This window comes from Microbacterium gilvum (assembly GCF_039543865.1).
Lineage (GTDB): Bacteria > Actinomycetota > Actinomycetes > Actinomycetales > Microbacteriaceae > Microbacterium > Microbacterium gilvum.
This window is the reverse complement of sequence record NZ_BAABKO010000004.1, coordinates 163,084-175,734: the sequence shown is the minus strand read 5'-3', so window position 1 is coordinate 175,734 and position 12,651 is coordinate 163,084. Positions and strand designations below refer to the sequence as shown.

Below are 12,651 nucleotides of genomic sequence, written 5' to 3'. Positions count from 1 at the left end.
TCGACTAGAGTCGCCCCCATGGCCCCACCCCGACGCGATGACCCCGGACGTCGCGATCGCATCATCGACGCGTGCCTCGACGTCATCGCCGAGGTCGGCGTCGCGGGCACCTCGCACCGCCGCGTCGCCGCAGCGGCGGGAGTCCCCCTCGGTTCGATGACCTACCACTTCACCGGCATGGCCGAGCTGCTGCACGAGGCGCTCTCGCGTTTCGCGCGCACGGTCAGCGACGGCTTCGAAGAACGGATGGCCGCGGCTCGCGACCGCGACGAGGCGGTCGACGCCGTCGTGGCGATCATCGCCGACGACCTCTTCGACAGCCGCCGCTCGCTCGTGCTCACGCACGAGATCTACACGCTCGCCGCGCGCGACGAGGCGTTCCGCACGCTCACCGAGGCATGGATGGCACGCAGCCGGGCCGCGCTCGAGCGGCACTTCGACCCCGCCACGACGCGCGTGCTCGACGCGCTCATCGAGGGCGTCACCATCCACCGCGCACTCGATCGCGGCCCGACGTTCGACCGCGCCGCCGTGCGCGACGCCGTGCTGCGCGTCGTCGGGCGCTGACGGCGGACACACCGCAGGAGATCCGGGCCCGGCAACAGCGGCAGCGCCGGAGTTCCCGGGGGCGGCCCCCCTCGCGCCCAGAGAACTCCTGCGTCGTGTCCGGTGCAGCGCTCGACACCCGCCCCGCCCAACCCGCAGCGTGCCCGGCCGCGGCCTGCCCGGCCGCGGCGGGTGCCCGCCGACCGGACCGCACCGGACCGCACCCGCGGACACAGCGCAGGAGATTCCGGCCGCCCGCCAGCAGCGGGCCCGGAAATCCGGGGGCCGCCGCACCCGGCAGCGGTGGAACTCCTGCACTGTGTCCGGCCAGCCGGCGGGCAGCCTCCCAGCCGGCGGGCCGGCTCTCAGCCGGCGGGCCGGCTCTCAGGCGAGCGGCCCGCCCTCCGCGACGACGCGGTCGATGAGGGCGCGCACGATCCGCGAATCCTGGCGCAGCCCGTCGTGCTCGTACTCGTTCGTCACCCACAGGTGCGTGTTCGGCACGCGGCGCACGGTCTCCTCGGCCTGGCCGAAGTCGACATACATGTCGTCGTAGTACATGGCCGCGGCGAGGGGCACCTCGTTCCGCGCGAGGCGCGCGGCGTCGTACAGCCGCGGATGGTCGGCCCGCTCGGCGAGCGCGTGCGCGGCGTCGCGGAAGGGGCGCAGCGACGCGACCTCGTCGTACATCCAGGGGAAGAACATCTCCCCCGTGAACGGCACGGGGGCCTCCGCCGCGGCGAAGCCGCCCAGCTCGGTGCGGACGCGGTGCGCGGCCCATGCCGTCGCGCCGTCGCCGTCGGCGTAGATCTCCTCCTGCAGCAGCGCGTAGAGCGGGTTGCCCCAGTACTGCGTGAGGTCGTCGACGGCGGCGAGGAAGTGGTCGCTCAGGCGCCCTGGCGCCGAGAACGCCTCGTCGAAGAGCCAGTGGACGCGCTCGAAGCCGGGCTTCATCCCGAAGTCGATGCCGATGGTCTGCAGCCGACGGGCCGTGAGGCGGTCGCCGCTCGGGAGCCGGACATCGTCGTTCTCCAGCACGTCGACGACCGCGGCGACGATCTCGGCGTCGTGCGGGTACCGCCGGTAGAACTCCGCCGTCTTCGCCGCGACGCGCGGCAGCGTGCGCCGGTAGACCTCGTCGGCGTCGGGCTCGACCGATGTCAGGCCGCCCGTGACATACGACGCCGCGAGCGCCTCGGGGTGGAACGACAGGTACGTGAGCGTCAGGAAGCCGCCGTAGCTCTGCCCGAGCGTCTGCCAGCGGATGCCGCCGAACACCGTGCGCCGCAGGTGCTCGAGGTCGGCGACGATCTGCTCGGCACGGAAGAACCGGATGTACGCGGCCGCCTCGTCCGCGCCCATCCCCGCGATCGATGCGCGCTCGACACGGGTCGACCGCCCCGTGCCCCGCTGGTCGAGCAGCAGCAGCCGATGGGTCTTCAGCGCCTCGTCGATCCAGTCGGCGCCCGGCAGGGGGCGCGGGCCCTTGCCGCCGGGCCCGCCCTGCAGGTACACGAGCACGGGGGCATCCTGCCGGTCGACGTGCGCCAGCTCGCGCGCGAACACCTCGATGGTGCGGCCGTCGTCGGGCGCTCCCCAGTCGAGAGGGACGACGACGGTGTGGTCGCGGATGACGCGGTCGCGCATGCGGTACGAGGTCATCCGTCCATTCTCTCGCGCCGCACGAGACGGCGAGGGCCGCCGCTGCGAATGCAGCGGCGGCCCTCAGCGCGGCGGGATCACTCCCACTCGATGGTCCCCGGGGGCTTCGACGTGACGTCGAGCACGACCCGGTTGACCTCGCGCACCTCGTTCGTGATGCGGTTGGAGATCTTCGACAGCACGTCGTACGGCAGACGCGTCCAGTCGGCGGTCATGGCGTCCTCGCTCGAGACGGGCCGCAGCACGATCGGATGGCCGTACGTGCGGCCGTCTCCCTGCACGCCGACCGAGCGCACGTCGGCGAGCAGCACGACGGGGCACTGCCAGATGACGCCGTCGAGACCCGCGGCGCTCAGCTCCTCGCGCGCGATGGCGTCGGCGTCACGCAGGATCTCGAGACGGTCAGCGGTGACCTCGCCCACGATGCGGATGCCGAGGCCGGGCCCCGGAAACGGCTGGCGGCCGACGATCGCCTCGGGGAGCCCCAGCTCACGGCCGATCGCGCGCACCTCGTCCTTGAACAGGGTGCGGAGCGGCTCGATGAGGGCGAAGTCGAGGTCGTCGGGCAGGCCGCCGACGTTGTGGTGGCTCTTGATGTTCGCCGTTCCGGCTCCGCCGCCCGACTCCACGACGTCGGGGTAGAGGGTGCCCTGCACGAGGAACTTGATGGGCTCGCCCTCGGCCTTGGCCTCCTCGACGAGCTCGCGCTGCACCTTCTCGAAGGCGCGGATGAACTCGCGGCCGATGATCTTGCGCTTCTGCTCGGGGTCGGTGACGCCCTCGAGATGCCCGAGGAAGGTCTCGGCGGCGTCGACCGTGATGAGGCGCACACCCGTCGACGCGACGTAGTCCTGCTCGACCTGCTCGCGCTCGCCCTTGCGGAGGAGCCCGTGGTCGACGAAGACGGCCGTCAGCTGGTCGCCGATCGCGCGGTGCACGAGGGCGGTCGAGACGGCCGAGTCGACTCCGCCCGAGAGCGCGGAGATGACGCGCGCCGAGCCGACCTGCTCGCGGATGCGGGCGACCTGCTCCTCGATGACGTTGCCGCTGTTCCAGTCGGCGGGAAGACCCGCGGCCCTGTGGAGGAAGTTCTCCAGCACCTTCTGGCCGAAGTCGGAGTGCTTCACCTCGGGGTGCCACTGCACGCCGTAGAAGCAGCGCTCGTCGCTGCCGAACGCCGCCACGGGGGTCGCGGCGGTGGCGGCGAGCACCTGGAAGCCCTCCGGCGCCTTCGAGACCTGGTCGCCGTGGCTCATCCACACGTTCTGCTCGGCGGGCTGGCCGCCGAGGAGCACGCCGCCGTCGCCGACGAGCGCGGCGTCGGTCGCCCCGTACTCGCGCAGGCCGGTGTGCGCGACCTCGCCGCCGAGCGCCTGCGCCATGACCTGGAAGCCGTAGCAGATGCCGAGGGTGGGGATGCCGAGGTCGAAGACCTTCGTGTCGAGGGAGGGCGCACCGGGCTCGTAGACCGACGACGGACCACCCGAGAGGATGATCGCGACCGGGTTCTTCTCAGCGACCTCGGCCGCCGTGATCGTGTGCGGCACGAGCTCGCTGAAGACGCCGGCCTCGCGCACGCGGCGCGCGATGAGCTGGGCGTACTGCGCGCCGAAGTCGACGACGAGGACGGGGCGCGCAGCGGTGTCTGCGCTCATCGGGGGACCTCCTGGGTGGGAGCGGGAGAGGGGTCGGATGCGGCCTTGGCTGCCTTCTTCTCGGCGGCGCTGTCCTCGCGCTGGGCGAGGTAGCGCTTCACGTCGCGGGCGACGTAGTACTCCATGAAGAACGACAGGAACGGCACGACGCCGCCGCCGGCGAGCAGGACGAAGCGCCAGAACGGCCAGCGCATGAGGCTCCACACGCGGAAGCAGGCGAAGAGGTACACGACGTAGAACCATCCGTGCACGATGAGGATGCCGAGCGAGAGGTTCACGCCGTCGCCCGTCGAGACGAGCTCTCCCGTCGGGCTCGGCACGACCTCGCGGAAGGCGAAGACCCCCCGCGAGTCGAGGAAGAACAGCTCGACGGCGAGGGGGGTGTACTTCAGCACCATCTCGGCGCACAGGAGCAGCAGCCCGACGCCCGTGATGACGGAGCAGACCTGGTAGAAGCGGAGCGCCCGGCGGATCTGGGGGAACGTGGCGATCCGCGGTTGTGGCATGCTCCCCATTCTACGGGGCCGTCGGCTGGCGGTTCGCCGGATGGCCGCAGCCGGGATCGCGGATGGCGTCGCCGCGCTCACGCCTCGCCGCGCTCACGCCTCGCCTCGCTCACGCGTCGTCGGGGTCGACGCCCTCGAGCTCCTCGAGCTCGCGCTCCCAGGCGTCCTTCGCGAGGCGGTACCAGAGGTAGAACGAGAACGCCGCGAAGATCGCCCATTCGGCCGCGTAGAACAGGTTGAGCCAGTTCACGGGGCTGCCGATCTCGGGCGCCGGCGATGTGATGGCCGAGAGGCCGGTCTCGACGAGACCCGCGACGGGATCGTCCGACGTGAGGTACTGCCGGTACACGTCGACGGGCTCGCCGTCGATCTCGGTGTCGTGCCACAGCGACAGCAGCGCGGCCGGCGACATCCGCGTCTGGGCGAACGCGTCGTCGCCGGTCGGGAGCGTCGGCCCCTCGTCCGAGATGAGGCGACCGGACAGATCAGTGGGCTCCCAGTCGGCGACGTGCCGCAGGCTCGGCGGGACGTAGCGGGCTTCCGCGGCTTCCTCGAGGGCCGCCGCCGCGGCGTCCGCCTCCTCGCGTGTTGCCGTCCATCCCAGCGCGACGGCGATCGAGCGGGCCTCGGGGTACGCCGCGACGGCGAACTGCCCCGTCACCCAGTAGCCCTCGACGCCCTCGTCGTAGCGCGACGACACGACGATGAAGTCGCCGGGGACCCACTGCCCCTCGAGCGCCACCTTCTGGCCGACGAGCGACTCGTCGAGGTACTCGCCCGGCTGCACGACGTCGTCGAGCGGTCGGACGACCTCGGTCGCCCCCGCCTCGGGCGGGTCGGTGTCGATGGCCCGCGCGAGCTGCCACTGCAGCAGCCACGAGAACACTCCGGCGACCACGAGGCACAGCACGAGCATCGCGATCCACCGGGGTCGCAGCATGACCTCGCGCAGGGTCGGCGGGAAGACCTGCTCGTCGGCGGGAGCGGCGGATGGCGCGGGATCGGCCATCAGTGGACGGGGTTCACCACGACGTCGACGCGCTGGAACTCCTTCAGGTCGGAGTAGCCCGTCGTCGCCATCGACTTGCGCAGCGCGCCGACGAGGTTCGCCGTGCCGTCCGCCACGAGCGCGGGCCCGTACAGGATCTCCTCGAGCGTGCCGACCGGCTCGACCTTCACGCGGTGTCCGCGCGGCAGCTTCGCGTGATGCGCCTCCGGCCCCCAGTGGTACCCGTTGCCGGGGGCGTCCGTCGCGCGTGCGAGCGCGACTCCGAGCATGACGGCGTCGGCGCCCATCGCGAGCGCCTTCACGATGTCGCCGGAGGTGCCGACACCGCCGTCGGCGATGACGTGCACGTAGCGTCCGCCCGACTCGTCGAGGTAGTCGCGGCGGGCGCCGGCCACATCCGCCACGGCGGTCGCCATGGGCGTCGACACCCCGAGGGTCGCGCGCGTCGTCGAGGCCGCTCCCCCGCCGAAGCCGACGAGCACGCCGGCCGCGCCCGTGCGCATGAGGTGGAGCGCCGCGGTGTACGTTCCGACCCCGCCGACGATGACGGGGACGTCGAGCTCGTAGATGAACTCCTTGAGGTTCAGCGGCTCCGCGACGCTCGAGACGTGCTCGGCCGACACCGTCGTGCCGCGGATGACGAACAGGTCGACTCCGGCGGCCACCACCGTCTCCGAGAGCTCCTGGGTGCGCTGCGGCGACAGGGCGCCGGCGACGGTCACGCCGGCCTCGCGGATCTCGGCGAGCCGCTGCGTGATGAGCGCGGGCTTGATGGGCTCGGCGTACAGCGCCTGCATGCGCGCCGTCGCCGACCGGTCCGGCAGCGAGGCGATCTCGGCGAGGAGCGGCTCGGGGTTCTCGTAGCGCGTCCAGAGGCCCTCGAGATCGAGCACCCCGAGCCCGCCGAGGCGGCCGAGCGCGATGGCGGTCTGCGGGCTGACGACGGAGTCCATGGGAGCCCCCACGACCGGCACGTCGAACGCGTAGGCGTCGATCGCCCACGAGGTCGAGACGTCCTCGGGGTTGCGCGTGCGCCGCGAGGGCACGACGGCTATGTCGTCGAACGTGTAGGCGGGTCGGCCCCGCTTGCCGCGGCCCAGCTCGATGTCACTGCTCACCCGATCAGCCTACCCTCACGGGCCGACGGGCCAGGGGTCAGGCGGCGCTGTAGCGCCCCGAGCGGATGGCCCTCGCCCGCGCCTTCTCGGCCTCCTCCTCGCGGTTCTTGGGAGGAGCGGAGGTCGTCAGAGCATCGAGGAGATGCTGCGTGGCGTGCGCGATCGCGTGCACGGCCTCGTAGAAGGCCTCCTCGTTCGCCCTCGACGGCTTCGTCGTGCCGGCGATCTTGCGGACGTACTGGAGGGCGGCCGCGTGCACCTCGTCGGAGGTCGCCGCCGGCTCGAAGTTGTGGAGCGTGTGGATGTTCCGGCACATGCCCCGCACGATACGCCGCTCGCCGGACAGCGGGAAGGGCCTCCGGGACCGTGTCCCGGAGGCCCTTCCCGGGCCTCTCAGCGCTTGTAGTTCGGCGCCTCGACGACGATCTGCACGTCGTGCGGGTGCGACTCCTTGAGCCCGGCCGAGGTGATCCGCACGAACTTGCCGCGCGCCTTCAGCTCCTCGATCGTGCGGGCGCCGACGTAGAACATCGACTGGCGCAGGCCGCCCGTCAGCTGGTAGACGACCGCCGAGAGCGGACCCCGGTAGGGCACCTGCCCCTCGATGCCCTCGGGGATGAGCTTGTCGTCGCTCGGCACGTCCGCCTGGAAGTAGCGGTCCTTCGAGTACGACGTCTGCTTGCCGCGCGTCTGCATGGCGCCCAGCGAGCCCATCCCGCGGTACTGCTTGAACTGCTTGCCGGCCTGGAAGACGATCTCGCCCGGCGACTCCTCGGTGCCGGCGAGGAGGGAGCCGAGCATCACGGTGTCGGCGCCGGCGACGAGGGCCTTCGCGATGTCCCCCGAGTACTGCAGCCCGCCGTCCGCGATGACGGGCACGTCGGCCGCGCGTGCGGCGAGCGACGCCTCGTAGATGGCGGTGACCTGGGGCACGCCGACGCCCGCCACGACGCGGGTGGTGCAGATCGATCCGGGCCCGACGCCGACCTTGACGGCATCGACGCCCGCGTCGATGAGCGCCTGGGCGCCCTCTCGCGTGGCGATGTTGCCGCCTACGACGTCGATGTGGGCGAACGACGGGTCGGCCTTCAGCCGGCGCACGATGTCGATGACGCCCTGCGACTGGCCGTTCGCCGTGTCGACGACGAGCACGTCGACACCGGCGTCGCGCAGCGCCTCGGCGCGCTCCCACGCGTCGCCGAAGAAGCCGATCGCGGCGCCCACGCGGAGGCGGCCCTGCTCGTCCTTCGTCGCGAGGGGGTACTTCTCGCTCTTGTCGAAGTCCTTGATCGTGATGAGGCCGCCGAGGCGCCCGTCCTCGTCGATGAGGGGGAGCTTCTCGACGCGGTGCTCCGCGAACAGGGCGATGACCTGCTCCGCCGCGATGCCCACGGGGCCCGTGACGAGCCCGTCCTTGGTCATGACGTCGGCCACCCGCGTGACGGGTCGCTGGATCTCGGACACGAAGCGCATGTCGCGGTTCGTGATGATGCCGACGAGACGGTCGTCCTCGTCGACCACCGGGAGGCCGGAGATGCGGTACTTCGCGCAGAGCGCGTCGACCTCGGCGACAGTCGCGTCGGGCGTCGTCGTGATGGGGTCGGTGATCATGCCCGACTCGCTGCGCTTCACGCGGTCGACGGCGGTCGCCTGATCGGCGATCGACAGGTTGCGGTGCAGGATGCCGATGCCGCCCTGGCGCGCGAGGGCGATGGCCATACGCGCCTCGGTGACGGTGTCCATGGCGCTCGACAGGAGCGGGATAGCGACCCGGATGCGGCGGGTGAGGCGCGACGACGTGTCCGCCTCGCTGGGGATGACGTCGGTGTGCCCCGGGAGGAGCAGGACGTCGTCGTAGGTCAGTCCTACGAAGCCGAACGGGTCGTGATCTGTCATCTGGGGTGTCTCCTGCCGACGCGATGAGGGCTGCTCCGGGTACGGGAGAGGGTCGCCATCCCGTGAAGAGATTCTATCGGCGCGCCGCAGGCCCGGCGTCGTGTCCCTCACATGGCACACACAGGAAACGGCGGCGACACATTAGGGTCTTAGCGTCGGACACCGATGTCCGGCGAACCGACCGACGGCATCGGTGCCGACCCGGAGGACCCATGAAGCACAACTTCGTCCGACGGAGGCGGGCTCGTCTCGGCGCACTCACCGCGCTGGCAGCCATCGCCTCCGGCCTCTTCCTCGCTCTGACGGCACCATCCGCCGTCCACGCGGCGGAAGGCGACCCCTACACGATCAGCGGGAACGTCCAGCTCGACGGAGAGCCGCTGGAAGGCGTCGTCCTCGTGGTCGACGGCGCCGGCGGCGAGCAGGAGGTGGAGACCGACGCCGACGGCCGCTGGCAGGTGAAGGTGCCGGAGAAGGGCGTCGACTACACCGTCACGCTCGACGAGGAGACCCTCCCCGAGGGCATCGCGGTCGTGGAGGACACCGACGGCGACGGCGAGCCGAACGTCACCACGTCGGAGATGGGGCAGGGCGGACGCCTCACGTTCAACTTCTTCATCGGAGAGGGAGAGCGCAACGTCACGGGCTTCTTCGACCAGTTCGTCCAGCGCCTCGTGCAGGGCCTGAACTTCGGCCTCATGCTCGGGCTCGCGTCGGTCGGCGTCTCGCTCGTGTACGGCACGACGCGCCTGTCGAACTTCGCGCACGCCGAGATGGTCACCTTCGGCTCGATCGCCGCGCTCGTGCTCGTCGGACCCGCCTCCCTCGCCCTTCCGGTGTGGGCCGGCATCCCGCTCGCCGTCATCCTGAGCGGCGTGCTGGGCTTCGTGCTCGACTGGATCATCTGGCGCCCGCTGCGGCGCCGCGGCGTGGGCACGGTGCAGCTCATGATCCTGTCGATCGGGCTGTCGCTCGCGCTGCGGTACGTCTTCCAGTTCTTCATCGGCGGCGGCACGCAGCAGCTGCCGCCCATGGCGGCCACCGACCGCATCCCGCTCTTCGGCGCCGTCGGGCTCAGCGTCACAGAGATGGTGTCGATGGCGATCGCGGTCGTCGTCATCGTCGCCTTCGCGGTGTGGCTCACCTACAGCCGCATCGGCAAGGCGACGAGGGCGATCTCGGACAACCCGTCGCTCGCCGCGGCCTCGGGCATCGACGTCGATCACGTCGTGCGCATCGTCTGGATCGTCTCCGGGGCGCTCGCGGGCCTCGCCGGCGTCCTCTACGCGTACTACCGGCCGGGCATCCGCTGGGACATGGGCGCGCAGGTGCTGCTGCTCGTCTTCGCGGCCGTCACCCTGGGCGGGCTCGGCACGGCGTACGGCGCCCTCGTCGGCTCGATCATCATCGGGCTCCTCGTGGAGGTGTCGAGCCTGTGGATCCCGGCCGACCTCCGCTTCGTCGGCGCGCTCGTCGTGCTCATCCTCATCCTCCTCGTCCGGCCGCAGGGAATCCTGGGCCGGCGAGAGCGAATCGGCTAAGGGGGCTGTCGTGAACTGGTTGCAGATCCTCGACAACACACTGTCGTCCATCATCAGCCCCGCGACCCTGGGCTACGCCCTCGCGGCGCTGGGCCTCGCCATCCACTTCGGGTACGCGGGCCTCATCAACATGGGCATCGCCGGATTCATGGCACTCGGCGCCTACGGATACGCGATCTCCGTGCTCACCTTCGGCCTGCCGTGGTGGGTCGCCGCGCTCATCGGCCTCGGGGCCGCTGCGCTGTTCGCCCTCATCCTCGGCATCCCGACGCTGCGCCTGCGAGGCGACTACCTCGCGATCGCGACGATCGCGGCCGCCGAGGTCGTGCGCCTCCTCTTCCTCACCACCGCCTTCGAGGACGTCACGGGCTCGGCCGACGGCCTGAGCGGGTACCACGGCAGCTTCCGGTCGTCGAACCCGCTGCCCGATGGCACCTACGGCTTCGGCCCGTGGACCTACAACGAGACCGGATGGTGGGTCCGCATCATGGGCATCGTGACGCTCGGCATCGCCGCGCTCGCGGTGTGGATGCTCACGCGCAGCCCGTGGGGACGCGTCATGAAGGGCATCCGGGAGGACGAGGACGCCATCCGCGCCCTCGGCAAGAACGTCTTCTCGTACAAGATGCAGTCGCTCGTGCTGGGCGGCGTGCTCGCCGCGGCCGGAGGCGTCGTCTACGCGCTCCCGTCGGCCGTCAACCCCGGCGTCTACGTCACGTCGCTCACGTTCTTCGTCTGGACGGCGCTCCTCCTCGGCGGCGCCGCCACGGTCTTCGGGCCGCTGCTGGGATCCCTCATCTTCTGGGTGATCCAGACGTTCCTGTCGAACGTGCTCCCGGCGCTCGTCGACGCCGGGCTCCTGCCGTTCATGTCGTCCGTCCAGGCCGGCACGCTGCGGTTCATCCTCGTGGGCGTCGCGCTCATGCTGCTCGTCGTGTTCATGCCGCAGGGCATCCTCGGCAACAAGAAGGAGCTGACCTTTGTCCGATAACGCTCCCGCCACCGCCCCGGTCGCGCGGCCGAAGACCACCGGCCTGCACACGGGCGACGCCGCGCCCGGCTGCGCCAAGGTCGACCCGATCATCGTCGCGGACGGCGTCACCCGCTCGTTCGGGGGCATCACGGCCGTCGACGTCGACCATCTCGAGATCCCGCGCGGCGCGATCACGGCCCTCATCGGGCCCAACGGCGCCGGCAAGACGACGCTCTTCAACCTGCTGACCGGGTTCGACAAGCCCAACGAGGGCACCTGGTCGTTCGACGGCCGGTCGCTCTCGGGCGTGCCGGCCCATCGCGTCGCGCGGATGGGGCTCGTGCGCACCTTCCAGCTCACGAAGGCGCTCGGACTCCTCACCGTCATGGACAACATGAAGCTCGGCCAGAAGGGGCAGGTCGGCGAGCGCTTCTGGTCGAGCCTCATCCCCGCGCTCTGGCGTGCTCAGGACACCGGCATCGAGGATCGCGCGCTCGAGCTGCTGCGCAAGTTCAAGCTCGATGCGAAGAAGGACGACTTCGCCGCATCGTTGTCGGGCGGGCAGCGCAAGCTCCTCGAGATGGCGCGGGCGCTCATGACGGAGCCGACGCTCGTCATGCTCGACGAGCCCATGGCGGGCGTGAACCCGGCGCTCACGCAGTCGCTCCTCGAGCACATCCTCGACCTCAAGGACGAGGGCATGACGGTGCTCTTCGTCGAGCACGACATGCACATGGTGCGCCACATCGCCGACTGGGTCGTGGTGATGGCCGAGGGACGGGTGGTGGCGGAGGGCGCGCCCGACGACGTCATGCGCGATCCCGCCGTCGTCGACGCCTACCTCGGCGCGCACCAGGAGCTCGACCTCGGGGTCGTGACGGGGCGCATCCCCGTCGTCGACGCCGACCCCACGACCGACGCCGCGGCATCCGCGGCCGTCGCGGAGACCGACCTGACCGCAGAGGGCCTCGCCGAGGCCGACGAGGAGGACCGCGCATGACCGGGAACGAGGCCGACCTCGTCGTCTCCGTCGAGGACGTGCACGCCGGCTACCTGCCCGGCGTGAACATCCTGAACGGATGCTCGCTGCAGGCCTACCAGGGCGAGCTCATCGGCATCATCGGCCCCAACGGCGCGGGCAAGTCGACGCTGCTGAAGGCGATCTTCGGACAGGTGAACGTGCGCTCGGGGGCCATCCGCCTCGCCGGCGACGAGATCACGAACCTCAAGGCCGACCGGCTCGTCGCACGCGGCGTGGGGTTCATCCCCCAGACGAACAACGTGTTCCCGTCGCTCACGATCGCCGAGAACCTGCAGATGGGGGCCTACCAGAAGCCGAAGATGTACGCCGAGCGCGTCGACTTCGTCACGTCGGTGTTCCCCGACCTCGCCAAGCGCCTCGGCCAGCGCGCCGGCGGCCTGTCGGGCGGCGAGCGGCAGATGGTCGCGATGGGGCGCGCTCTCATGATGGACCCCAAGGTGCTGCTCCTCGACGAGCCGTCGGCTGGTCTGTCGCCCGTCCGCCAGGACGAGGCGTTCATCCGCGTCTCGGAGATCAACCGCGCCGGAGTGACCTGCATCATGGTCGAGCAGAACGCCCGCCGCTGCCTGCAGATCTGCGACCGCGGCTACGTGCTCGACCAGGGGCGCGACGCGTACACGGGCACGGGCCGGGAGCTGCTCAGCGACCCCAAGGTCACGCAGCTCTACCTCGGCACCCTCGGCGTCTGAGCGGATGGCCGGGG

Annotated in this window: 12 protein-coding genes; 5 read left to right on the top strand and 7 right to left on the bottom strand. The window is 71.0% G+C overall.

What is annotated here, in order from left to right:
• Positions 1 to 18 precede the first annotated feature (18 nt).
• The gene (locus ABD998_RS12025; RefSeq protein ID WP_345439438.1) at positions 19 to 567 is read left to right on the top strand and encodes a TetR/AcrR family transcriptional regulator; all 549 of its coding nucleotides are present in this window, start codon (positions 19 to 21) and stop codon (positions 565 to 567) included.
• Positions 568 to 930: 363 nt separating this feature from the next.
• Here ABD998_RS12025 and ABD998_RS12020 read toward each other — a convergent pair whose 3' ends face one another.
• The 7 genes from ABD998_RS12020 to guaB all read right to left on the bottom strand — a co-directional run bounded on the left by ABD998_RS12020 (position 931) and on the right by guaB (position 8,392).
• Entirely contained in the window at positions 931 to 2,208 is a 1,278-nt protein-coding gene (locus tag ABD998_RS12020; protein ID WP_345439436.1) for an alpha/beta fold hydrolase, read from the bottom strand.
• 77 nt (positions 2,209 to 2,285) lie between these two features.
• The gene (guaA, locus tag ABD998_RS12015) at positions 2,286 to 3,863 is read right to left on the bottom strand and encodes a glutamine-hydrolyzing GMP synthase (RefSeq protein ID WP_345439434.1); all 1,578 of its coding nucleotides are present in this window, start codon (positions 3,861 to 3,863) and stop codon (positions 2,286 to 2,288) included.
• On the bottom strand, positions 3,860 to 4,369 hold the full coding sequence (locus tag ABD998_RS12010) for a DUF3817 domain-containing protein (RefSeq protein WP_345439432.1): 510 nt from the start codon (positions 4,367 to 4,369) through the stop codon (positions 3,860 to 3,862). The genes guaA and ABD998_RS12010 overlap by 4 nt, the downstream gene beginning before the upstream one ends.
• A 109-nt stretch (positions 4,370 to 4,478) precedes the next feature.
• Positions 4,479 to 5,378 (bottom strand): SURF1 family cytochrome oxidase biogenesis protein, encoded by a 900-nt coding sequence (locus ABD998_RS12005; RefSeq protein ID WP_345439430.1) that lies wholly within the window; start codon positions 5,376 to 5,378, stop codon positions 4,479 to 4,481.
• Positions 5,378 to 6,496: a GuaB3 family IMP dehydrogenase-related protein gene (locus ABD998_RS12000; protein ID WP_345439428.1), complete on the bottom strand. Its 1,119-nt coding sequence runs from the start codon at positions 6,494 to 6,496 to the stop codon at positions 5,378 to 5,380. The genes ABD998_RS12005 and ABD998_RS12000 overlap by 1 nt, the downstream gene beginning before the upstream one ends.
• 37 nt (positions 6,497 to 6,533) lie before the next feature.
• A complete protein-coding gene (locus tag ABD998_RS11995; protein WP_345439426.1) occupies positions 6,534 to 6,812 on the bottom strand; it encodes a DUF2277 domain-containing protein in 279 nt (92 codons plus the stop codon).
• A gap of 77 nt (positions 6,813 to 6,889) precedes the next feature.
• The gene (gene guaB / locus ABD998_RS11990; RefSeq protein ID WP_345439424.1) at positions 6,890 to 8,392 is read right to left on the bottom strand and encodes an IMP dehydrogenase; all 1,503 of its coding nucleotides are present in this window, start codon (positions 8,390 to 8,392) and stop codon (positions 6,890 to 6,892) included.
• Positions 8,393 to 8,604: 212 nt separating this feature from the next.
• Here guaB and ABD998_RS11985 point away from each other — a divergent pair, with 212 nt between their 5' ends.
• The 4 genes from ABD998_RS11985 to ABD998_RS11970 are packed head-to-tail and all read left to right on the top strand — an operon-like array spanning position 8,605 to position 12,637.
• On the top strand, positions 8,605 to 9,933 hold the full coding sequence (locus ABD998_RS11985) for an ABC transporter permease subunit (RefSeq protein ID WP_345439422.1): 1,329 nt from the start codon (positions 8,605 to 8,607) through the stop codon (positions 9,931 to 9,933).
• A gap of 10 nt (positions 9,934 to 9,943) precedes the next feature.
• Positions 9,944 to 10,924, top strand: coding sequence for a branched-chain amino acid ABC transporter permease (locus ABD998_RS11980; protein WP_345439420.1), 981 nt, complete (start codon positions 9,944 to 9,946; stop codon positions 10,922 to 10,924).
• 43 nt (positions 10,925 to 10,967) lie between these two features.
• A complete protein-coding gene (locus ABD998_RS11975) occupies positions 10,968 to 11,906 on the top strand; it encodes an ABC transporter ATP-binding protein (RefSeq protein ID WP_345439877.1) in 939 nt (312 codons plus the stop codon).
• Positions 11,903 to 12,637, top strand: a complete 735-nt coding sequence (locus ABD998_RS11970) for an ABC transporter ATP-binding protein (protein ID WP_345439418.1) — start codon at positions 11,903 to 11,905, stop codon at positions 12,635 to 12,637. Before ABD998_RS11975 ends, ABD998_RS11970 begins: the two co-directional genes overlap by 4 nt.
• The last annotated feature ends 14 nt before the right edge of the window (positions 12,638 to 12,651 follow it).

Coding starts and splice junctions, on each gene's coding strand:
- ABD998_RS12025 (WP_345439438.1), top strand. CDS start 19: ATGGCCCCACCCCGACGCGATGACCCCGGACGTCGCGATCGCATCATC.
- ABD998_RS12020 (WP_345439436.1), bottom strand. CDS start 2,208: ATGACCTCGTACCGCATGCGCGACCGCGTCATCCGCGACCACACCGTC.
- guaA (WP_345439434.1), bottom strand. CDS start 3,863: ATGAGCGCAGACACCGCTGCGCGCCCCGTCCTCGTCGTCGACTTCGGC.
- ABD998_RS12010 (WP_345439432.1), bottom strand. CDS start 4,369: ATGCCACAACCGCGGATCGCCACGTTCCCCCAGATCCGCCGGGCGCTC.
- ABD998_RS12005 (WP_345439430.1), bottom strand. CDS start 5,378: ATGGCCGATCCCGCGCCATCCGCCGCTCCCGCCGACGAGCAGGTCTTC.
- ABD998_RS11995 (WP_345439426.1), bottom strand. CDS start 6,812: ATGTGCCGGAACATCCACACGCTCCACAACTTCGAGCCGGCGGCGACC.
- guaB (WP_345439424.1), bottom strand. CDS start 8,392: ATGACAGATCACGACCCGTTCGGCTTCGTAGGACTGACCTACGACGAC.
- ABD998_RS11985 (WP_345439422.1), top strand. CDS start 8,605: ATGAAGCACAACTTCGTCCGACGGAGGCGGGCTCGTCTCGGCGCACTC.
- ABD998_RS11970 (WP_345439418.1), top strand. CDS start 11,903: ATGACCGGGAACGAGGCCGACCTCGTCGTCTCCGTCGAGGACGTGCAC.